Source organism: Streptomyces sp. NBC_01197, assembly GCF_036010505.1.
GTDB lineage: Bacteria > Actinomycetota > Actinomycetes > Streptomycetales > Streptomycetaceae > Streptomyces.
The window spans coordinates 6,709,372-6,731,100 of sequence record NZ_CP108569.1; the positions used below are offsets into that span (position 1 = coordinate 6,709,372).

14 protein-coding genes are annotated in these 21,729 nt (G+C 71.9%); 6 read left to right on the forward strand and 8 right to left on the reverse strand.

Annotated features, from left to right (window positions below; genetic code table 11):
• Positions 1-38 precede the first annotated feature (38 nt).
• From OG452_RS30835 to OG452_RS30860, 6 genes are all read right to left on the reverse strand, one after another.
• Positions 39-752 (reverse strand): maleylpyruvate isomerase family mycothiol-dependent enzyme, encoded by a 714-nt coding sequence (locus OG452_RS30835; protein WP_327298820.1) that lies wholly within the window; start codon positions 750-752, stop codon positions 39-41.
• Positions 749-2,071 carry a pyridoxal phosphate-dependent aminotransferase gene (locus tag OG452_RS30840; RefSeq protein WP_327298821.1) on the reverse strand — a complete coding sequence of 441 codons (1,323 nt, stop codon included), beginning with the start codon at positions 2,069-2,071 and terminating at the stop codon, positions 749-751. The genes OG452_RS30835 and OG452_RS30840 overlap by 4 nt, the downstream gene beginning before the upstream one ends.
• Positions 2,068-3,450, reverse strand: coding sequence for a KamA family radical SAM protein (locus tag OG452_RS30845; protein WP_327298822.1), 1,383 nt, complete (start codon positions 3,448-3,450; stop codon positions 2,068-2,070). Before OG452_RS30845 ends, OG452_RS30840 begins: the two co-directional genes overlap by 4 nt.
• Positions 3,450-5,129, reverse strand: coding sequence for a carbamoyltransferase C-terminal domain-containing protein (locus OG452_RS30850; RefSeq protein ID WP_327298823.1), 1,680 nt, complete (start codon positions 5,127-5,129; stop codon positions 3,450-3,452). The genes OG452_RS30845 and OG452_RS30850 overlap by 1 nt, the downstream gene beginning before the upstream one ends.
• A 29-nt stretch (positions 5,130-5,158) precedes the next feature.
• Positions 5,159-7,624 carry an ATP-grasp domain-containing protein gene (locus tag OG452_RS30855; protein ID WP_327298824.1) on the reverse strand — a complete coding sequence of 822 codons (2,466 nt, stop codon included), beginning with the start codon at positions 7,622-7,624 and terminating at the stop codon, positions 5,159-5,161.
• 223 nt (positions 7,625-7,847) lie between these two features.
• Positions 7,848-9,104 carry a condensation domain-containing protein gene (locus OG452_RS30860; protein ID WP_327298825.1) on the reverse strand — a complete coding sequence of 419 codons (1,257 nt, stop codon included), beginning with the start codon at positions 9,102-9,104 and terminating at the stop codon, positions 7,848-7,850.
• A gap of 486 nt (positions 9,105-9,590) precedes the next feature.
• Between OG452_RS30860 and OG452_RS30865 the strand changes: the two genes are divergently transcribed.
• The 6 genes from OG452_RS30865 to OG452_RS30890 all read left to right on the forward strand — a co-directional run bounded on the left by OG452_RS30865 (position 9,591) and on the right by OG452_RS30890 (position 18,687).
• A complete protein-coding gene (locus OG452_RS30865) occupies positions 9,591-11,327 on the forward strand; it encodes an AMP-binding protein (protein WP_327298826.1) in 1,737 nt (578 codons plus the stop codon).
• 52 nt (positions 11,328-11,379) lie between these two features.
• Positions 11,380-12,615: an MDR family MFS transporter gene (locus OG452_RS30870; RefSeq protein ID WP_327298827.1), complete on the forward strand. Its 1,236-nt coding sequence runs from the start codon at positions 11,380-11,382 to the stop codon at positions 12,613-12,615.
• Between the two features lie 47 nt (positions 12,616-12,662).
• On the forward strand, positions 12,663-13,904 hold the full coding sequence (locus OG452_RS30875; RefSeq protein ID WP_327298828.1) for an ATP-grasp domain-containing protein: 1,242 nt from the start codon (positions 12,663-12,665) through the stop codon (positions 13,902-13,904).
• 119 nt (positions 13,905-14,023) lie between these two features.
• Positions 14,024-15,100: a protein kinase family protein gene (locus tag OG452_RS30880; RefSeq protein WP_327298829.1), complete on the forward strand. Its 1,077-nt coding sequence runs from the start codon at positions 14,024-14,026 to the stop codon at positions 15,098-15,100.
• Positions 15,101-15,292: 192 nt separating this feature from the next.
• Positions 15,293-16,933 (forward strand): ABC transporter ATP-binding protein, encoded by a 1,641-nt coding sequence (locus OG452_RS30885; RefSeq protein WP_327298830.1) that lies wholly within the window; start codon positions 15,293-15,295, stop codon positions 16,931-16,933.
• Positions 16,930-18,687, forward strand: coding sequence for an ABC transporter ATP-binding protein (locus tag OG452_RS30890; protein WP_327298831.1), 1,758 nt, complete (start codon positions 16,930-16,932; stop codon positions 18,685-18,687). The genes OG452_RS30885 and OG452_RS30890 overlap by 4 nt, the downstream gene beginning before the upstream one ends.
• Before the next feature lie 187 nt (positions 18,688-18,874).
• Here the strand turns inward: OG452_RS30890 and hutG are convergent, their stop codons facing one another.
• The gene (gene hutG / locus OG452_RS30895; RefSeq protein WP_327298832.1) at positions 18,875-19,861 is read right to left on the reverse strand and encodes a formimidoylglutamase; all 987 of its coding nucleotides are present in this window, start codon (positions 19,859-19,861) and stop codon (positions 18,875-18,877) included.
• Positions 19,858-21,540 (reverse strand): urocanate hydratase, encoded by a 1,683-nt coding sequence (gene hutU, locus OG452_RS30900; protein ID WP_327298833.1) that lies wholly within the window; start codon positions 21,538-21,540, stop codon positions 19,858-19,860. The genes hutG and hutU overlap by 4 nt, the downstream gene beginning before the upstream one ends.
• Positions 21,541-21,729: the final 189 nt, after the last annotated feature.

Sequence of the window (21,729 nt, forward strand, 5' to 3'; positions counted from 1 at the left end):
CCCCGGCCTGCGCCCGGCTCCCCGTCCGCCGCCCCCGGTCAGAGCCACGGCGGGAGTACGGGGAGTGCGGCCGTCGAGGTGAGGCCCGTCCCGCCCGACCGGCCCGCCAGCCAGGCGAGCGCGTCCGCGGATGTGCCGGTGACGGCCGGGCCGCCCGTGCCGAACCGGCCGAGCAGGTCCCCTCCGGTGTCGCGCAGGGTGAAGTCCGGTACGCCCTCGGCTTCGGCGTAGTAGCCGAGCACGTCGGCCAGGATGATCTGCCGCGCCGACGCGGGGACGCCGTCCCACCCGTAGCCGATGTCCAGGTCCACATGGTGCAGTTCGAGTTCGCGCAGCCGGATCACCAGAATCCGCTGCGGGGTGCAGAGTTCACCCGTGAAGGGCCTGACCGTCGCCTGCCACGCGGCGGCGGGCAGCGTTTCGATCACCTGCTGGAAGTGCGCGGCGCTCTCCCGGACATCGGCCAGCTGGACCGCGGCGGGACGGCCTGCGCCCGCCTCGATCTCGGCGTCGCGGGCCCTGCGGTCCGGGTACTGGGGAGTCTCCACCCCGGTACGGGCCCACTCCAGCAGCCGTTCCAGCGCGGGGGCCTGGCGTGCCAGATGGCTGAGGACATGGCCGCGGGTCCAGCCGGGCAGCCGGGAGGGCTCCGGGACGTCCCGGTCGCGGAGCCCGGCGAGCCCGGCCATCAGCCGGTCCGCCGCGGCGGCGATCTCCTGGAACGACTCCTGGGTGGGAGCGATCTCCTTCAACGGGACTCCTTCGGCGTGCTGTCCGGTGGGGTACGGCGCGATGAACGGTGGGGCGGCCGGGTGAGCCGGGCGAACCCTTCGGCGATGGTGGACAGCGCGGCCGCGATGTGCGGCAGGCTCGCCGGGTCATCGGCCAGCAGCGCCTCGTGCTGCTGCCGCTCGTCGCCGTACAGCAGGCTGGTGGCCGCCTTGAACCTCAGGGCGTGCGGCCGGTCACCGAGCAGATGACCGCCCAGGACGACGATCCCGGAGTCGTCGAGCAGCCGGGTCGCGAGGGACGCCGAGTCCGTGATGCCGTGCGCGGTCAGCCGGTCGCGCAGCGGCTCGAAGTCCGGATAGACGTAGAACCCGCCGACGGGCGGCCGGCACTCGGCGCCCGCATCGACAGCGATCCGGTGCACCGCCCGCGCCACGGCGCCGTGCAGCCGGGCGCTCGCCCGCTTCCTGGCGACGATCTCCGGGGGCTCCGCGAACGCGTACTCCGCGACCTGCTGCATCGGCCCGGCGAGGGTCGACCACAGCTCGCTGGCCGCGGCGGCCACGGAGTCCCTCAGCAGCTCACCCGCCTCGCCCACGGGGAACCGCGCGGCGCCGATCCGCCAGCCGCCGAGCCCCAGCGTCTTGGAGAGACCGGTGGTGACGACGGTGCGCTCAGGGGCCACATCCGCCGGGCTGAGGAAGGGCGTGGCCCGCGGGTCGTGGACGATGTCGCGGTAGATCTCGTCGGAGACGGTCAGCAGGTCCTCGTCCCGCGCGATCGCGCAGATCTCTCGGACGGCGGCGGGCGGCGCGAGCGTCCCGGTCGGGTTGTCCGGCAGGGTCAGTACCAGCAGCCGGGGGTCTCCGCCGGTCAGTCTGGCCCGCCGGATCGTCTCGCGCAGCGCGCCTGGCTCCGGCATACCGCCGTACTCCCGGGGGATCGGCACCCCGAAGACCTGCTTGCCGGCGTACGCGGCCTGCGGCGCATAGGTGTTCCAGGCGGGCTGCGGCAGCAGCACATCGCCGGGGACCGCGAGCTGTACGGCCATCAGCAGCGGCTTGCTGCCGGGGCCCACCACGATCCGGTCGGCCTCGGTCGGCAGCCCCCGGCGGGCGAAGTACCCGGCCACGGCCGCCCGCACGCTGTCGGCGCCCGCCACCGGGCCGTAAGCGGAGCGGGATGCGCCGATGGCCAGCTGCTCGGCGAGCTGCGGCAGCACCGGCAGTCTGGCCTCGCCGAACGCCAGGTGGATCAGGGTGTCCCCCTGCGCCCTGCGCCGGTCCACCAGTTGGTTCAGCGCCAGGTTCGGGGAAGGCGGTGCGAACGTCACGGCGGTCATGTCCGATTCCTCTCCGGCTGCCCGTGCGCGCGGTCACCCGCGGGGCCAGGGAGCCCGGCACCGCCCGGGGTGGCGCCGCGTACGGCCGCCGCGATGTCGGCGGGGGTCGATGGGTCGATTTCGAGCTCGTCGAGCCACGCGGCGTCCGGCGAGTAACGGGCCCGGAACGGCCTGCCCACCAGCGCGGGATCGCGCGCCTGGAGCATCCGCAGCCGGAAGAACGCGCCATCGGGCGTGTCCTCCACACCGTCGACGACGACCTTGCCGGGCGTCGCCGACATGACGGGCCCGCGCACCGTGCGGGCGAGACCGGGCAGGGTGCGGTACGCCTCGGTGAAGATGTCCACCGCCCTGGCGAGCGGCACCTTGAAGTAGTCGTACGGTCCGGTGTCCCGCTCCACGAACAGGTAGTAAGGCACAGCCCCGGCCGCCAGTTCCGCACGCCACAGCTCGCTCCACACCCGGGCGTCGTCGTTGACGTGTCCGATCAGCGGGGCCTGGCAGTAGACGACGGCGCCGGTGGCCCTGATCCGGGCCACGGCCCGGCGCGCGAGGTCGTTCTCCAGCTCGCGCGGGTGGCTGAAGTGCGCCATCACGGCGAGCTGCCGCCCGGACGCCACCACGGACTCGAAAAGCCGCAGTACGTCGTCGGCGTCCGGGTCGGTGACGTACCGCTGCGGCCAGTAGGCGACGGACTTGGTCCCGATCCGGACCGTACGGACGGACTCGACGCCGAGCAGCGGTCCGATGTGGCCGCGCAGCCGGTCGGTCGACATCACCATTGGGTCGCCGCCCGTGACCAGGACGTCGTGCACCTCGGGATGGCCGCCCAGGTACTCGATCAGACCCGACGGGTCGGGGGCCGCGAAGCGCAGATCGGCGTCGCCGATGAACTGCGCCCAGCGGAAGCAGTACGTGCAGTACGCGTGACAGGTCTGTCCCTGGCCGGGGAAGTAGAGCACCGTCTCGCGGTACTTGTGCTGGAGGCCGGGCAGCTGGACGCCCTCCTCGCTCGGCACGTTGAGCTGCTGCTGGCCGGACGGATGCGGGTTGAGCCGCTCGCGGATCTCGCGTACGGCCTCGCGGAGCAGGAGCTTGTCCGACGGGTCGCCGGAGAGCTTGGCGAGCTGCTCCTCGTCGGAGCGCGCCAGCATGCCGCTCTGCGGGAACGTCAGCTGGAACATGGGGTCTTCGGGGGCCCGGTCCCAGTCGATGAGGTGCGACAGCACATATTCGTTGACCCGGAACGGCAGCACGAGCGACACCCTGCGCACGGTCTCCGTGATGTCTTCGGGCAGCCCGAACCGCTGGGCGATGTCGTCGATATGGCGTGGCCCGAACGCCCGGAACCTGTCGGGATCCCTCCGGTCGGCCGGCATCAGACCGGGCCTCCTGTCCGGTTCGGTTTGCGGTACAGCTCGTCGCCCAGCACCAGGAAGTCGAGGTCCATGGAGCGGAACGCCTTCACCGCGTCGGCCGCGGTGTTGACGACGGGCTCGCCCTTGTCGTTGAAGGAGGTGTTGAGCAGCACCGGGGGGACGCCGTTCCGCCGCAGGCCGTCCAGGGCCGCTCCCACCGCCGGGGCCTCGTCGCCGCGCAGCACCTGCGGGCGGGTGGTGCCGTCGACGTGCACGACACCGGGCGCGACACTGCGGCCCAGCCCGGTGGCTCTGGCAGCGCCGAGCATGTAGCGGCTCAGATGCTCCTGCTGCTCCCAGAGCAGGGCGCCGTAGTCGGGCCGGGTGACCCCCGCGAAGGGGCGCCACTGCTCACGGTTCTTGATGGAGTTCACCCGGGCGTGCACCGCCGCGGTGTCGGGTACGGCGATGATCGACCGGCGGCACAGCGCACGCGGCCCGACCTCGGCCCGGCCCTGGGCGACCGCGCCGACGTGGCCGTCGATGAGCAGTGCGGTCAGCTCGTCGATATCGAGATCGCTGCGGAGCAGACCCGAAGTGTCCGGTGTGCCGGGACCGTTGGTGTGGTCGTAGCCGTGGATGTCGGTGCCCAGATAGGGGCTGAGCACCCCGGTCCGCCGCTTCGGCGGCCGTACGGTCCAGGCGGCTCCGAGCGCGACGCCCGCGTCGTGCGGCACCGGCGGGACGTACAGCGGACCGGGGAGCGTGCCGTTGGTGCTGCAGTTCAGCGCCACGCCGCCGCTCATGCAGAGCTGTTCGACACCGGACGTCTTGCGGGTCAGCGCCGCGAGATGGCTGACGGTCTCCTCGATGAGCCGCTGCGCGGTGTAGGCGACGAGAATCGCGTGGGGATCCTCGGTGAGCGCCTCTTCCGGGGCGCTCGGCGCGCCGGCGCCTGCGATCCGCGTGTAGCGGTCCCGCCACCGGGCGACGGTCGTCTCGTACTGCTCCTTGATCTCGTCGGCTGTGGCGTGTCCTGTGCTCTCCACCAGCGGCTCGACGGCCAGCCGGAAGTCGTCGGCCCCGATGTCGACCAGCGATTCGACGTCGAGCCCCGCGGCGCGGCCGTACGCGGCGAGACCCATGGTCTTGCCCGCGTTGAGGAAGGAGAAGCCGAGCCAGGTGGACGCGGCGTCGTAGGCGTACCCCAGCGACGCGGTGCGCTGCCAGGTCCGCTCAAGGCGCGGTTCGGCGCCGTCCTCGTACGTCCAGATGGTGGAGGACTCGTTCTCGCCGTGCCCGTCGACGACCAGGACCCCGGCCTTGGGGAAGGGCGACGCGTAGAACGACGAGGCCGCGTGCGCCTGGTGATGGGGTACGCGCACGACCTCGGGGGTGCGTTCGCCGAAGTCCAGGCCGACGGCGTACTCCAGGAACTCCGCGTCGGTCGCGAACCGGCGCGGGTACAGCTGCTCGCTGTCCCAGCCGAGAGCGACCACATCGATGTCGGCGGCGGAGATCCCGGCCTGCTCAAGGCAGAACCGGGCCGCGCCCAGTGGTTTGCGGTAGAGCGAGTGCCGGCGCCGGTTGCAGCGCTCCTCCTCGGAGAAGGCGACGATCTCGCCGTTCCCGTCGATGAGGCAGGCGGCGCTGTCGTGCCACCCGGCGGGAGGGGCGTTGACTCCAAGAATCCACGTCATGCGCGTCTCTCCTCGTTGGCTGTGGTCAGTCACGGAAGTCGGGTGAGGGTGTGCCGCACGGCACGCTGGGCGCGGCCGAGCGCGTCCGCGCACTCGTCCGGGCTGTCGCCGACGGCGATCAGCGCGGCGATGCGGGGCACGATGCCGCGCGGGGGCAGCAGCAGTTCGCTGCCCGGGGCGACGAGCGGGATTGCTTCGACGATGCCGGGTTCGGCAGCGGCGTCGGTCAGATCGAGGGAGTCCACGGTGGCGTCGTACTCGGGGTAGACGAAGCGGACCTCGGCGCAGCGGTCCCGGCTGGGGGTGAGGTCCGGGGTGCGGCCGAGCGCGATGTCCACGGCGGCCGTGACCGGGTCGACGCCGGTGGCGAGCGTGCCGAGCAGCGGTATGAAGTCGCCGCCGAGCCGGCCGTTCACCTCCACGACGCGCGGCCCGGTGCGGGTGAGACGCAGCTCGGTGTGGGTCAGGCCGGTGCGGACACCGAGGACCGTGTGGGCCCGCGCCACGACGGACCGCATCTCGTCGGCCCAGGGCTCGTCGCGCCAGGGGACGACCCGGTGGCCGGTCTCCTCGAAGTACGGGGCGAATCCGAGCTGCTTGCGCGCGACGTTGACGACGCGGACCACCCCGTCGGAAACCGCGCAGTCCACGCTGATCTCCGGGCCCTCCAGATACTCCTCGACGATCGCGCCGTCCAGGGCGCTGATGCCGGGGAACGAGGAGGTGCGTGCCTGCTCGAAGGCGCGGGCGAGCCGGGCTGGGCCGTCCACGAGGCTGACGCCGATGCTGCCGGCCAGCCCGCGCGGTTTGACCACGACCGGCCAGCCGAGCGCGTCGGCGGCCTCCAGCGCCTCCGCATGGCTGTGCACATGGCGGTACGCGGCCGACGGGACCCCGGCCGCGCCGAGCAGCCGCCTGGTGGCCAGCTTGTCGCGGCAGCGGCGGGCCGCCTCGGGGCTCATATGCGGCAGCCGCAGCAGCCTGGCGACCTCGGCGGTGGTTTCCAGCAGGGTCTCGTCCCAGGTCAGTACGGCGCCGGGGCCGTCATGGCCGTCAAGCAGCTCCGCCACGGCCCGCGCGGTGGCCGGGGCGTCGGAGGTGTCGGCGGCCCGGAACCGGCCGTCCACGTACGGGCGTTGCCAGTCGATGGCGGTTCTCTGCACGAGTGCGGTGCTGACCCGTGCGGCGACGGCGCTCAGCGCGTACTTGCGGTAGGGCGGATTGCCGCAGCCCACGACGGCGAGCAGGCCGGGCCGCCGGACGTCGACGGGGGCGCACTCCAGCGAGGCGTCCCGGATCGTGCGGCGGACGGCCTCCGTGACCCCGGCGCTGTCGCGCCCGTGGAACCGGAACCGGATGCCGGCGTTCTCGTACCCACCCTCGCTCAGCAACGCCCCCTTGTGCGGCCGTACTTCGGTGTACGGGCCGCGGGCCGCGCCGGGGGCCCGGTGTCCGGTCGCCGAGAGGACCCGGCAGGGCATCGGCACCGAGGGCGGCACCAGCAGCCAGCCCGCCACTTCGGCTGGTCCTTCGAAGGCCGGGGCGGTCCCGTCCCCGATGCCGGTCTGCTGTGCGACGGCCACCGCCATCAGGTCGATACCGTGCACCTCACGCCAGATGAAGGGCACTTCGGCGCCGCCCGGTCTGGCGCCGATCTCCAGGACCGTCAGTGCGCCGCTCGCGCTCTCGAAGAGCTCCAGATGGAAGACCGCGGGCCTGGCGAAGAGCGCACCGGCCGTCGCCGCGGTGATCTCTCCTATCCGGCCGAGGAGTTCGGGGTCGTCGATCTCGACCGACCCGAGCGCGGTGCCGGCGGTGAACTCCAGGCAGGTGCTCAGATAGCGGGAGGCCCGCCAGGCGCCGAGTCCGCCGCCCCCTGCGTCTCCTGCGTCTCCTGAGTACACGCCGTCGACATGCAGCACCTCGTCGGGTAGCCACGGTTGAACGAGCATCTCGGTGTCGCGAGGGGAGGCGTACGCCCGGAGCGCCTCGGCGGAGTCGAGCCGCCGGATTCCGGCGCTGGCCGTGCCCCGCCGCGGTTTGACCAGTACCGGCCAGCCGTGCCGGGCGGCGAAGGACTCGACCGCGGCGTGGTCCGGCGCGGCGGCCGTCGCGGGCACGGGTACGTCCGCGGCCGTGAGCCGCTGGGCCATCAGCAGCTTGTCCCGCAGGGGTTCGAGGTCCTCGCTGCGCTGTCCGGGCAGGCCGAACTCGCCGCGCAGATCGGCGGCCAGATCGAGATCGGTCTCCTGGAGCGCCACGATGCGGGTCGGCGGACCGGTCTGCCCGGCCAGCGAGCCGACCGCGTCGCGGACCTGTTTGACGTTCTCCGTGCTGTCCACGAGCCGTACGCCCGCGGCCTGTTCGTACGGCAGATGACGGGCGGCCCGTTCGGTGGTGACGTAGCTGACGCGGTGGACGGCGTGGTCCAGATACGCGGCGTAGTCGGCGTACCGGTCGGTCCAGCGGTGGATGACCATCACGTGTTCGGGCACTGAGATGCCTCCTGGGGCAGGAACGAGCACGGGCGGGAACGAGCACGGGCGGGCGGGAAGGCGGTACGGAGGCGGGGGCAGTGCGGGCGCGTGGTGTACGGGCGCTTGGTGCACGGGCGGGGGTGCGGGGCCCGGTGGCGCCCGCACCGTGGCCCGGGCGGGCGGCGTGCCGGGTGCGCCGGACGTGTCGCTCCGGACGGTGGCTCGGCTGTCCGTCGTCCGGTCAGCACTCTCCGGCGGTGGACAGGAGCGCGTGGTGCATGTCCCACAGCAGTTCGGCGCACCGCTCGCGGCCGACACCCTTGGCGGTGAGCCGCACGGACAGGCCGGACGCGCTCTCCTCGGCGCGGGCGTAACAGCGCGGGCCGATCGAGGTGAAGGGCTCCTCCCAGGTGATGGCGGGCTCGGTGAGGGGTGCCGGTTCCCCTGAATCGGGAGCCTGCTGCTCCGGCAGGGCCACGTAGTTGAAGGCGCAGACGGGTTCGGGCGCGCCTGGTCTGCGAGCGAGCAGCGCGGCGACGGCGGTCACGTCGTGCGCACCGTGGCGGAAGGCGCCGAGGCTGCTCCAGTGCGTGCCGGACGCCAGCCTGCGCAGGTCGTCCTCGCGGGCACCCTCGATCAGGGCGGGCACCCACTGGTTCATGGAGGTGACCAGGTTCTGCCAGCGGGCGGAGAAGCGGTTGGCGCTCATCAGCTGCACCAGCAGGGCGTCCGTGCCGCAGATCCTGGCCACGCTGCGGGCGTACGCCGCGAGGACGACACTGGAGACGGAGACCTCCGCCGCCGCCGCGACCTTACGGGCGGCGGCGCGGGCGGGGCCGGAGCGCAGGGTGGCCTGGACAACGCCCGCACCGGCGCCGGTCGCGGCCGGCAGGGCGATGGGCGGCGCCTGGTCGAGGAGCTGGTTCCAGTGGCCGAGTGCGGCGGCCTGCCGGCGCAGGCCCGTGGGGGTGAACTGGTCGGCGGCCAGTTCGGCGGGGCCGGGTGCGGTGGCGGGTCCGGCACCGGACGGGTCGGTGAGCGCCCCGGTGAACTCCTGGCGCAGGACCTCCTGGGCCCAGGCGTCAGCGGCGATGTGGTGTTTGACGAACAGCAGGTGCGAGGCGGTCCCCGCGCGGTTCAACAGAGTGGCCCGCCAGCCGTGTTCATGGCCGAGGCGGAAGCGCAGGGAGGCGTGACCCTCGACGAAGTCGCCGGGTGGAGCGCCACCGGTCTCGACGACCGGCAGCGCGTCGGAGAAGTCGGTGTCGGGCTCCAACTGGATTGGTGAGTCGGGGTCCTGGAGGCCGTAGCGCGTCCTCAGCGACGGATGCCGGGCGACGACGGACCGTAAAGCCGTGCGTACCTCCTCCGCGCCGACGCCAGGGGGGAGTGCCCAGAGCGCGGCGTTGTTCGCCTCGTGCCACCGGGTGCTCGGCAGATCCCGGATGTCGTGCCAGACCGAGAGCTGGCCCAGCGAAAGCGGTCCCGCCACAGACATATGCACCCCCTCCATCGATGAACATCTTGAATTCCGCATCGTGGAATCTGCCTTCCATGCGGCGCTGACGCTGCCACACACTGTTGAGGCCTGTCCAGATCGAATGCCCTTCCGCCGCCCCTTCGTTCGCCGTTCGCCACCCGGCAACGCTGCGCAATGGCAAGGGATTTGGGGCTTTACGAAATTTGACCGTTCCCTGTGCTCCCGCGCGTGGCGCGCCCTCGGTAGTGGCCGAAAAGTGGTCCACATCACATGCCATCCCCGGCATCCGCGTGAGAGTCTGAACTCACCTTCGGAAGTTATTTTCCGCTATGCGAAATGCTCGGAAGTCGGAGACGTGAAGAGCGCGGGTGGCATCGCCGGCCGGGTCCCGCGTGCCGCAGCTCAGGCACCTGGCGCCGGGCACCCGGCCGCCTGCCGGAGAGGCGGGAGCGCCGGGCCACTCCCGGACCATCGTGCCCGCACCAGACGAGGGGTCTCATCAACGTGACGCAACAGCCGTACCTCCGGGCCGGTTCCGCCGGGGAGTTCCTGCACGACTTCCTGCTCGGCGCAGTGGGGGCCACCCCGGACCGCCCGGCTGTCATCGAGTCCGCCCGGGCCGGACAGACCACCGTGACGACCTACGGCGAGCTCGGCTCCCTGGTGCACATCTACACAGCGGCGCTGGAGGAACTCGGCGTCGAGACCGGCGCCCGGGTGATCCTGGAGTCCGAGACGACCGCGCTGTCCATCGCGATGTTCCTCGCCTGCTCACGGGCCGGGCTCACCTTCATTCCGGTGAGCCCCGAAATGCCGGGCGGGCGGCTGCTGTCCATCATCGGGTCCGCCCGCCCCGCCCTCCATCTGCAGGCGGCGGACGGCGAACGCGCGGACATCCCCCACGAGGTCGGCGCGGCCAGGTTCGGGCCGGGAGGGCTGGCCGTGGAGCGGGCGCCGGACTGGCGCACCCCCCGGCGGCGCACCCTCTGTGTCACCGACCCCGCCTACATCATCTTCACGTCCGGCACCACGGGGCGGCCCAAGGGCGTCGTGATGAGCCACCGGGCCGTGGTCGCCTTCTACCGGGGCATGCTGGCCCACCGCCTCGCCACCCCCGACGACCGGATCGCCAGTACCTCGCCCCTCCAGTTCGACTTCTCGCTGCTCAACATCGGCCTGGCGCTGGGCAGCGGCGCATCCGTCGTCCCCGTCCCGCCGCCACTCGTGCGCTGGCCGAGGCACTTCCTGCGGGTGCTCCGCGAGACCGGGGCGACCCAGGTCAACGGCGTACCGTCGATCTGGCGCCAGGCGCTGCGGTACGAACCCGAGCGGCTGGCCTCGCTCCAGGGGCTGCGCCGTGTCCTCTTCTGCGGCGAGGTGTTCCCGCCGGCCGAGCTGCGCCGGCTCCAGGAACTCCTGCCACGAGCGGAGTTCACCAACTGCTACGGCAGCACCGAGTCGATGGCCTGCTCGTTCGAGCCGGTGCCCCGCCCGCTCCCCGAGACGGCGGACCAACTCTCCATCGGCGTCGCCCATCCCGGCGCGGAGCTGCTTCTCGTCGACGGCGCGGGCGAGATCGTCGAGGAGCCCGGGGTGCTGGGCGAACTCCATCTGCGCAGCCCCGCGCTGTTCACGGGGTACTGGGACGACCCGGCGGCCACCCGGGCGGCGCTGGTGCCCGATCCGCTCTCCCCGCAGTCGGGCCGGCTGGTCCTGCGCACCGGCGATCTGGGCGTACGGGGCAAGGACGGCGAGTTCTACTTCTGTGGCCGGACCGACTCCCAGGTGCAGATCAACGGCAACAGGGTCGAACTGGGCGAGGTCGAACAGCAGTTGCAGGCGCACCCCGGGGTCACGACGGCCGCCGTGCTGGCGCTGCCGGGGCCGGACGGCGGACAGCGGCTGACGGCGTTCACCGTGCCGGCCACGGGCCGGGCCACCGCTGACGGGCCCCACGGAGAGGGGACCCCGGTGGACGCGGGCGTACTGCGGGACTTCTGCGCGCGGACGCTGCCCCCGTATATGGTCCCGCAGGAGTTCCAGCTGGTGGACACGCTGCCCACGACGGCGAACGGCAAGGTCGACCGCGCGGCGCTGGCAGCGGGAGCCCGCTCCGTACGGGATCCAGCTGCCGGTTCCGTACCGGACTCACCGGATTCGGCCGGAGCGCCGGATTCACCGGGAGCGCCGCCCGGGGTTCCTGCCGGGGCCCCGGCGGTGCTGCGCGGGTGCGGTCGCTGAGTCCGTCCGGTTCGCCACGACCCGGCGCCGACCCGACCCGCAGGAGAGAGCCTTGAGCAGAACCGACATGCCCGCCCCGCACCCCACCGAGCCAGCGGAGAGCCGGCTGCGCACCTTCGTACGGGTCCGCGCGGGCGGACTGCCCGGGGCCTTCTGGGTGCTGTGGGGCGGGACGCTGGTCAACCGGCTCGGCTCCATGGTCAATCCGTTCCTCAGCCTCTATCTGACCGGGATACGGGGAGTCCCGATCGGCACCACCGGGCTCATCCTCGCCGCGGTCGGGGTGGGATCGGTCATCTCGCAGCCGCTCGGCGGGTTCATCGCCGACCGCTTCGGCCGCCGGGTGGCCCTGAGCGGCGGCATGCTGGCGAACGGCGCGACCCTCCTGACGCTCGGGCACGCCCACAGCCTCGGCGTGCTCGTCCCGGCCTGCTTCGTACTCGGCATCACCATCGACTTCTTCCGGCCCGCCGCCCAGGCGCTCGTCGCGGACACCGTCCCCGCCGCCGACCGGACCCGTGCCTTCGGCCTGCTGCTGTGGTCGGTCAATCTCGGGTTCTCGATGGCGATGGTGCTGGGCGGCTACCTCGCGTCCCACGGCTACCAGTTGATCTTCTGGCTGGACGCCGGAGCCTGCTCGGTCTTCGCCGTACTGGTGTGGCTTGCCGTCCCCGAGACCCAGCCGCCGGCCGGGGAGCACAGTGCGGGCGGCTTCCTCACCCCGGTGCGCGACCGCGCGATGCTGGCCTTCGCCGGCATCATCGTGGTCTACGCGACCGTCTTCCAGCAGGCTTTCGCGACGCTGCCGCTGGTGATGCGGGGCGAGGGCCTGTCCAGTACCGCGTACGGAACGGTCATGGCGGTCAACGGGCTGGTGGTCATCGCCGCGCAGCCGCTGATCGGCCACCGGCTCGGGGCCTTCGACAAGAGCCGGGTACTCGCCACCGGCTTCGGCGTCGCCGCCGCCGGCACGACCGTGATGGTGTTCGCCTCCACGACCCTCATGTACGGGCTCGCCGTCGCGGTGTGGACGCTGGGGGAGATCCTGGTCTTCGCGATGACCTCCTCCGTCGTCGCCGACCTGGCGCCGGCCCGTCTCCGCGGGCGCTACAACGGGTTGATCGGGATGGCCTGGGGCACGGGCTTCCTGCTGGCGCCGGTCGCCGGCACCCGGCTGCTGCTCGTCGGTTCCACGACGCTCTGGCTGACGGCCGCTTGTCTGTGCCTCGTCGCGGCAGCGGGCCAGCTCTCGCTCGCGCCGGTCCTGCGCCGCAGAACCGCGCACTGAGCACGTACCTCACCGAACTCACCGAACTCCTTGAAGGGGCCCCCACCGTGCAGAAGGTGCTGCTGATAGAGGCCGACGTATCCGCGGGCGAGGACATACTGACCGCGGCGGCGGGGCTCGGCCTTGAGGCCCATGTGGCCACCCACGAGGACGTGTTCCGTTCCTACCGGCCCGAGTTGAAAGCGAAGCTCAGCGGCACCGTCTTCACCGACTTCTCCGATCCACGGACCGCTCTCGACGACCTCGCCCGCTTCTGCCGGGAGACGGGTATCGACGGGATCGTGGCCTGCTGGGAGTTCCTCTCGCCGCTGGCCACCCGCCTCGCGGACCGGCTGGGGCTCCCCGGCCACCGCCCCGAACTCGCCGACGCCTGCCGCAACAAGTGGCTCATGGCCGAGGCGTTCGCCGCCCACGGGGTCCCGGCCCCGCGCACCGTGGTGGCCCAGGACCCGGCGGAGCTGGCCCGGCGCGTGGCGGAGAGCGGCCTGGGCTTCCCCCTCGTCGTCAAGCCGGCGGAGAACGCGGCATCCATCGGCGTCTCGGTCGTGCGCTCGGCCGCCGAACTCCCCGAAGCCGCCCGGCTGGCCCAGTCGCAGACCCACAAGACTTCGCACGGTCTGGCCCTCGACATCACTCTGCTGGCCCAGGAGCACGTGGACGGCGACGAGTTCAGCGTCGAGACCGTCATCTCCCACGGCGAGATCCACCACTTGACGATCACCGAGAAACTCACCACCGGAGGAACCAGTCGCGCCGAACTCGGCCACACCGTGCCCGCGGAGAGCGCGCCCGGCGTCGGCGAGGCGCTGTACGCGGCGGCCACCGCCGCGATCAGGGCGCTGGGGCTGCGCAACGGCGTCGCACACACCGAGGTGAAGATCGGCAGCGGAGGAGCCCCCAAGGTCATCGAGGTGGGCGCGCGGCCACCCGGCGACCACATCATGAGGCTGGTCAGGGAAGCGCTCGGCATCGACGAGGCACGCGCCTTCCTGCAGACGGTGCTCGGCCGGCGGCCGGACGTCGAACCCCGGCGCGAGGCGGCCGCCGCCATCCGGTTCATCACCGCACCGGAGGCCGGAGTCCTCCGGTGGACCAGCGCGCCCCCCTGCGGGGACCACGTGATCGCGACGGCCATCTCGAAGATGCCGGGGGACGAAGTGGGCGGCCCGTACGACAACATGGGCCGCATCGGACAGATCATGCTCCGTGGAGCCACCGCGGCGGAGGTCAACAAGGTGGCGGCCGAGGCCATGGACGCGATCACGGTGGAGATGGTGAGGCAGTGGTGAGGGCGTGGCGCCCGTAGACTGACCGGCCGGTCCCGGACGGGCGGGCTTGGACGCACCCGGGTGGATCTGCCCGCCGTACGGACCTGCCTCCGAGCGGAGAATTGAGGTCGGCAGTCCGGATGGCTTCGACGATGGAGATCCCCGACCTGGAGCCCGGTGCACGTCAGGCCCGGTACAGCGCTGTTTCCACGTCCCTGGCCCTGCGCGGTGGCAGGCGACTGCGTGAACTCGTGGCCACCGCCGAACCTCTCGGCTCCGGTATCGGTGGGAGATCGGCGCTGCTCGATGTCGCCGGTACGCCGGTCTTCGTGAAGCGGGTACCCCTGACGGAGTGGGAGCTCCGTGCGGATCATGTCCGGTCCACCGCGAACCTGTTCGGCCTGCCCGTCTTCTGTCAGTACGGCATCGGCGGGCCGGGTTTCGGGGCCTGGCGGGAGCTCGCTGCTCACACCATGACCACGAACTGGGTGCTCGCAGGGCAGTACCGGGGCTTCCCGCTGATGTATCACTGGCGCGTGCTGCCGGACACGGCACCGGCTCTTCCGGACGAGCTCGCCGACGTGGAGCGGGCGGTGGCCTACTGGGGCGGCGGCCCGGAGATACGCGCTCGTATACAGGCCCTTGAGCAGTCCCCGGCGAGCATGGTGCTGTTCCTGGAGTACATACCTCAGACGCTGCGCACGTGGCTCACCGAGCAGGTACGGGCCGGTGACGAGAGCGCCGACCGGGCCTGTTCCCTGGTGGAGAGGGAACTGGTGGCCGGCACATCCTTCATGAACGACCGCGGACTCGTGCACTTCGACGCCCACTTCGAGAACATCCTGACGGACGGCCGAAGCCTCTACTTCGCGGACTACGGCCTGGCTCTCTCGTCCCGGTTCGACCTGTCGCGCCACGAGGCCGACTTCTTCGCGAGACACAGCACGTACGACCGCGCCTACACACTCAGTTACCTGGTGAACTGGCTGATCAGTGGCGTGTACGGGTACGAGCGGACAGAGCGGGAGGCGCTGATACGCGCGTGCGCCGAAGGGGAACGTCCCCCGGCCGGCCCGTCGGGGGCCGCAGCGGTCCTCACCCGCCACGCGCCGCTCGCGGCGGTCGTGACGGACTTCTACGGAAGGCTGGCGGACGAGAGCCGGGAGACTCCGTACCCACTGGAGGCGATCCGCCGGATCCTTGATTCGCGGGGCTGAGGGCCGTGCTTCAACCGGCAGTTCGAGGCAGCTGGACAGAACAACCCGAGTGCACTGTGCTCGCTGAGCTGGCAAGGTAGCCGCTCGCCAGTCGATTCGATACCGATCCATGAGTGAGGCAATGTGCGGCCCTTCGCCGACACGGATCACGGGAAGCCCGACTTACGCGGCCCGTGGCGTTACCTGCTGTGGATGGCGGCCCGACGCCGGCGCCTCCTCCTTCTCGACGGTGTCTTCAACGTGCTGTGGTCGGGCGGACTGGCGCTGACTCCGGCAGTGATCGGCCAGGCCATCAACACCGGTCTGGTGGCGAAGGACGAGACGGCACTGGTCCGCTGGGGTCTGGCGGTCATCGCACTGGGCATCGCCACGGCGCTGTCCGCTCTGCTCGTGGAGCGCCTCGAACTGAGGGTCAAGGTCGAGCCCGGGTACGAGACGATGCGGCTCGTCACCCGCAAGGCCTGTGAACTCGGCACGACGGTCGACCGGAAGTCCTCGGCCGGCGACCTCGTCACGGCCGGCGTCTCGGACATCAGCCTCATCGGCCAGACCCTGGAGGTGGGTGCCCGCGGCGTGGGCGGAGCCGTCGCGTTCGTCGTCGTCGCCACACTCATGCTCGTCGCCTCCTGGCAGGTCGGCCTGCTGGTGCTGATCGCGGTGCCGGCCATCCTCTTCGTCACCACCCGCCTGGCCCGCACCCTGCGCAGCAGACAGAACCGGCTCCGCACACAGCAGTGCGAACTCACCGACCAGGCCGTCGACATCGTGCGAGGACTGCGAGTCCTGCGCGGGATCGGCGGCGAGGAACTGTTCAGCGGCCGGTACCGGGACGCGTCGCAGCGCCTCCGGTCCGTCGCGCTGCGACAGGCGCGGGCCTCGGCGTTCCTGGGGGCGGCCAGAACGTTCCTGCCCAGCCTGCTGCTCGCCGGAGTGGTGGCCCTGGCCGGGGAGTTGGTGCTGACGGAGCAGCTGAGCACCGGGCAGATGGTGGCCTTCTACGGGTACGCCACATACCTGGTGATGCCCATCAACCGGATCACCTTCGCCGTCTCCAAGGCCATGCAGGGCCATGTGGCCGCCGCGAACGTCATCCGGCTGCTCCGGACGGAGCCCGAGGTCGGGCCCGGCCCCGAATCGGGCGCGGTGCCCGGCACCGGCGTCCTGGCCGACCCCGACTCCGGCCTGCGGGTGCCCGCCGGTGGCCTCACCGCCGTCGTGTGCTCCGCGGACGACTCGGCCGTGCTGGCCGACCGGTTGGGGCGCTACGTCGAGTCCGGTGCGACGTACGCCGGACAGCCGCTGGCCGGCCTTCCGCTGGCCGGGGTGCGCGAGCGGATCCTCGTCACCACCACGGACGAGCACTTGTTCGCGGGCGCGCTGCGCCGCGAGCTGAATCCGGCCGGCTCCGGCTCCGACCCCTCCGACGACCAGCTGTGGGCGGCCGTCGACGCGGCCGCCGCCCGGGACGTCGTCGAGGCGCTGCCCGAGGGTCTTGACTCCCAAGTATCGGCCGGCGGGCGGGAGTTCTCCGGCGGCCAGCAGCAGCGCCTGCGGCTGGCCCGCGCGTTGATGGCCGATCCGGAAGTACTGGTCCTGGTCGACCCGACCAGCGCTGTCGACGCGAACACGGAGAGCAGGATGGCCGAGGGGATCGAGTGCCTGCGCCGGGGCCGGGCCACCGTGGTGTTCACGACGAGCGTCCTGCTGCTGCACCGGGCCGATCACGTGGCGCTGGTCCTCGACGGCACGGTGGCGGCCGAGGGATCCCACGATTCCCTGATGGCGGACGCGCGCTACCGGTCCCTGGTCGAGCGCTGGACGGCCGCCGTATGAGCGCGCTGCCCGTTGCCACGAACCGCGAACTCCGCGCGTATGTGCGGCGCGCCGTCCTGACCCACCGCGCCGAGTTCGGCCTGGTGATCACCCTGCAGGCGTGCTCGGCGGCCACCGGGATGTTCGCCCCGTGGCTGCTCGGCACCCTGGTCGCGGACGTGACCCAGGGCAGGGACACGGTGGAACGGATGGTCCTGCTGATCCTCGGCTGCCTGGCCGGCCAGGCCGTGCTGGTCCATCTCGCGGGGTACGCCGCCGCCGCGCTCGGCGAGAAGATCCTCGCCGGACTGCGCGAGGAATTCGTGACGGACCTGCTGGCCCTGCCCCCGGAGGTCGTCGAGGACGCGGACAGCGGTGACCTGATCACCCGGACGACCCGGGACGTCGACCTGCTCTCCAACGCCATCCGGGCCGCGATCCCGGCGACCCTGACCTCGGTCGGCATCGTCGGGTTCACCCTCGGCGCCCTGGCATTGATCAGCCCGGTCCTGCTGCTGCCGTGCCTGGTCTCGGTCCCGGTGCTGTTCGGCGCCGCCCGCTGGTACCTGCGCCGGGCGCACCAGGGGTATCTGCTCCAGGCCGCCGCCTACTCCCGGCTGACCGAGAGCCTGGCCGAGACCGCCGAGGGCGCTCGTACCGTCGACGGGCTGCGCCTGACCGCCCGCCGTATGGACCAGCTCAACGAGGACATCGCCCGCGCCTACGCCGCCGAACGCCACACCCTGCGGCTGCGCAACGTCTTCCTCCCGCTGTGCGACGCCAGTTACGCCCTGCCGGTGGCCGCGATGCTGATCATCGGCGGCTCGCTCTACCTGCACGGAGTGGTCTCGCTGGCCGCCGTCACCGCCGGCACGCTGTACGCCTCACAACTGCTCGGCCCGCTGGACCAACTGATGTTCTGGCTCGACGAGCTCCAGTCGGCGGGCGCCGCACTGGTCCGGCTGCTGGGTCTCGCGCGGTTCCGCGGGGCCCCCTCCGTACCGGCGCCCAGGACCCTGGCCGCGGCCCCTTCGGACGGGCACGGCGGCGCCCCGCCGCGGGACATCGAGGTACGGGATCTGCGCTACGCGTACCAGCCGGAGCACGAGGTGCTGCGCGGCATCAACCTGACCATCGGGCAGGGCGAATGGCTCGCCGTCGTCGGGCCATCGGGCGCCGGGAAGTCGACGCTGGCCAAGCTGCTGGCCGGCATTTACCGGCCGCCCACCGGAGGCATCACCGTGGGCGGCCGGGACATCGCCGGCCTGACACCCGCCGAGCGGCGGGGCACGGTGGCACTGGTGACCCAGGAGCACCACGTCTTCCGCGGCACGCTGCGCGACAACCTGACCATCGCGCGGCCGGACGCCGAAGACGACGAGATGGCGGCCGCATTGAGCGCGGTCGACGCCTGGGACTGGGCCGAGGCGATGGGCGTGGACACCGCGGTCGGCCCCGGGGGACAGGCGCTGGACCCGGCGAAGGTGCAGCAACTGGCCCTGGCCCGGCTCATCCTCGCGAGCCCGGACGTCCTGATCCTGGACGAGGCGACCTCACTGCTCAACCCAACGGCCGCGCGGCACCTGGAGCGCTCGCTGGCCGCCGTCACGACCGGCCGCACGGTGATCGCGGTGGTGCACCGTCTGCACACCGCCCGGGACGCCGACCGGATCGCGGTTCTCGACGACGGCCGGATCACCGAATTCGGCCCGCACGAGGAACTCCTCGCCAAGAACGGCGCCTACGCGGGGCTGTGGCGCGCCTGGCAGGGGTAGGCGCTTTCTCGGCCCTGGTGGTCGTCTTCGCCCTGCGGGAGACCGTATCTCCCGCTGAACCGCACTACGGTCCTGGAGAGCTGATCACGGAGCCGGCGAAGGGCCTTGGCGGCCCGGGTAACTGCAGGCCCGGCCCCCGTGGCCGGGCCTGCAGTGAACCCGCCACCAAGGGCGTCACCCTGCCCCGCTACGGCCGCTTGCCCGCCGTGCCTGTCGACGTCAGGATGCGGTGGATCAGACGGGCGCCCGCCCGTGCCGTGCGGCGGTCGATGTCGAGGCCCGGGCTCAGTTCGGCGACATCGACCAGCAGGGGAGCCCCCGCGGCCGCCACTCGTGCGCAGACGTGCTCGATGATCTCCATCTGTACGCCGTAGGCGGCCGGGGCGCTGACCCCGGGAGCCGTGCCGGCGGGCAGCACATCGAGGTCGATGCTCAGGTGGACGATGTCGCAGCTCGCCAGGAACGCGTCCACGAACCCGTCGATGCGCGGCAGGTCGAACATGCGGCAGCGGGTGTCCGGCAGATACCGCACGCCGAGCTGGTCCGCGGTGCGGAACAGCCGCTCGGTGTTGCTCGGCTGGCTCACGCCCAGCACCCAGTAGTTGAGCTTTTCGCCGCGCTGCTGCTCGCCATGTGCCATTTGCAGGAACGGTGTGCCGGAGCTGGGCTGTATGTCGTCGCGCAGGTCGAAGTGGGCGTCGAGGTTGAGAACCCCGAGGCGGCCGCCCTCGTGCACCGCGCGCGTCCCGGCCAGCCCGAGGTAACTGCCGTAGGCCACCTCATGGCCGCCGCCGAGCACCACCACCGGATGGCCCCGGTCGATGAGCGGGGTGATCACCTGGCCCAGGCGGTGCTGCCCCTCTTCGAGGTGGCCGTCGGCCACCTCGATGTCGCCGAGGTCCACCGCCCGTACCGGCCTCGGAAGCGCCATGGGCGCGAGAGCGGCGCGCAGTTCACGCGGTCCGTCGGCCGCGCCCTGGCGGCCCTTGTTCCGGCGGACGCCCTCGTCGCTGCGGAAGCCGACGAAGGCCACGTCGCCCGGCTCCGCGTGGCCGGCGCCGAGGCCGACCACATGGTGCCAGCGCAGGTTGTCGGTCCCGGGTCCGTCGTCACGGCCCGTCCAGGGTTCGGGGGCCACGTCCGTCATCGACAGCGGTGTGGGGGTCGTCGTCATCGTTCATCGCTCTCGGTCATCGGAATGCGCACGCCGCGGTCGCGCGCCACGCTGGCGGCGTGGTCGTAGCCCGCGTCCACGTGGCGGATGACGCCCATGCCGGGGTCGTTGGTCAGCACCCGGGACAGCTTCTGGGCGGCGAGTTCGGTGCCGTCGGCGATGCAGACCTGGCCCGCGTGGATGGAGCGGCCCATGCCGACGCCCCCACCGTGGTGGATGGAGACCCAGGACGCACCGGACGAGGTGTTCACCAGGGCGTTGAGCAGCGGCCAGTCGGCGATCGCGTCGGAACCGTCGAGCATCGACTCGGTCTCGCGGTACGGCGAGGCGACGGAGCCGGAGTCGAGGTGGTCACGGCCGATGGCGACCGGGGCGGACAGCTCACCGGAGGCGACCATCTCGTTGAACCGCAGGCCGGCGCGGTGGCGTTCGCCGTAGCCGAGCCAGCAGATGCGGGCGGGCAGGCCCTCGAAGGAGACGCGCTCGCCGGCCATCTTGATCCAGCGGTGCAGGTGCTCGTTCTCCGGGAACAGCTCCAGGATGGCCTTGTCGGTGGCCTCGATGTCCTTGGGGTCGCCGGAGAGGGCGGCCCAGCGGAAGGGGCCGAGGCCCTCCTCGAACAGCGGGCGGATGTGCGCCGGGACGAAGCCGGGGAAGTCGAAGGCACGGGCGTAGCCGGCCTTGCGGGCCTCGTCGCGGATGGAGTTGCCGTAGTCGAAGACCTCGGCGCCGGCGTCGAGGAAGCCGACCATGGCCTCGACATGCCTGGCCATGGAGGCACGGGAGCGCTCGGTGAAGTCGGCCGGGTCCTTGGCCGCCTGCTCGTGCCACTCCGCCATGCTCACGCCGACGGGGAGGTAGGCCAGCGGGTCGTGCGCGGAGGTCTGGTCGGTGACGATGTCGATCGGCGCGCCGCGCTTGAGCAGCTCGGGGAACACGTCGGCCGCGTTGCCCGCCAGGCCGATGGAGAGCGGTTTGCGGGCGTCGCGGGCCTCGGTGGCGAGGCGGAGCGCGTGGTCGAGGTCGTCGGCGGCAACGTCGAGGTAGCGGCGGGCTATGCGGCGCTCGATACGGGTGGGGTCGACGTCGACACAGATCGCCACGCCGTCGTTCATCGTCACGGCGAGCGGCTGGGCGCCGCCCATGCCGCCGAGACCGGCGGTCAGGGTGATCGTCCCGGCCAGGCTGCCGCCGAACTTCTTGCGGGCGACGGCGCCGAACGTCTCGTAGGTGCCCTGCAGGATGCCCTGGCTGCCGATGTAGATCCAGGAACCGGCCGTCATCTGCCCGTACATGGTCAGGCCGCGCGCCTCCAGGGAGCGGAACTCCTCCCAGTTGGCCCAGTCGCCGACCAGGTTGGAGTTGGCGATGAGCACGCGCGGCGCCCATTCGCTGGTGCGCATGACGCCGACGGGCTTGCCCGACTGCACCAGCATCGTCTCGTCGTCCTTGAGCGTCTTCAGGGTGCGGACGATGGCGTCGTAGGCGGGCCAGTTGCGGGCGGCCTTGCCGGTGCCGCCGTAGACGACCAGGTTCTCCGGGTGCTCGGCGACCTCGGGGTCGAGGTTGTTCATGAGCATGCGCAGAGCGCCTTCCTGCTGCCAGCCGAGGCAGGTCAGGTCGGTGCCGCGGGGCGCCTGAATGGTACGGGGGCCGGCCTCCGGAGTAACGCTGGTCATGGTGCCTCCTGGGGAAGGGTCTGGGGGTGGGAAGCCGGTGGTGACGTACCGGCGTGTTCTCCCATGACAGGCGGCGGGCGGGGCGGGGACCAGCCCTGCCGCCCCGGTTTCTCGGATCCGAGAACGGGAACCCGGCTCACCTATAATTTCCGCGGCGGGGCATACGGGGGCGGACTGGTGACAGGGATG

Excerpts from the sequence above, each read along its gene's own strand:
- hutU (WP_327298833.1), bottom strand. The coding sequence starts at position 21,540 with ATGACCAGCGTTACTCCGGAGGCCGGCCCCCGTACCATTCAGGCGCCC.
- OG452_RS30860 (WP_327298825.1), bottom strand. The coding sequence starts at position 9,104 with ATGTCTGTGGCGGGACCGCTTTCGCTGGGCCAGCTCTCGGTCTGGCAC.
- OG452_RS30840 (WP_327298821.1), bottom strand. The coding sequence starts at position 2,071 with ATGACCGCCGTGACGTTCGCACCGCCTTCCCCGAACCTGGCGCTGAAC.
- OG452_RS30850 (WP_327298823.1), bottom strand. The coding sequence starts at position 5,129 with ATGACGTGGATTCTTGGAGTCAACGCCCCTCCCGCCGGGTGGCACGAC.
- OG452_RS30845 (WP_327298822.1), bottom strand. The coding sequence starts at position 3,450 with ATGCCGGCCGACCGGAGGGATCCCGACAGGTTCCGGGCGTTCGGGCCA.
- hutG (WP_327298832.1), bottom strand. The coding sequence starts at position 19,861 with ATGACGACGACCCCCACACCGCTGTCGATGACGGACGTGGCCCCCGAA.
- OG452_RS30890 (WP_327298831.1), top strand. The coding sequence starts at position 16,930 with ATGAGCGCGCTGCCCGTTGCCACGAACCGCGAACTCCGCGCGTATGTG.
- OG452_RS30885 (WP_327298830.1), top strand. The coding sequence starts at position 15,293 with ATGGCGGCCCGACGCCGGCGCCTCCTCCTTCTCGACGGTGTCTTCAAC.
- OG452_RS30880 (WP_327298829.1), top strand. The coding sequence starts at position 14,024 with ATGGCTTCGACGATGGAGATCCCCGACCTGGAGCCCGGTGCACGTCAG.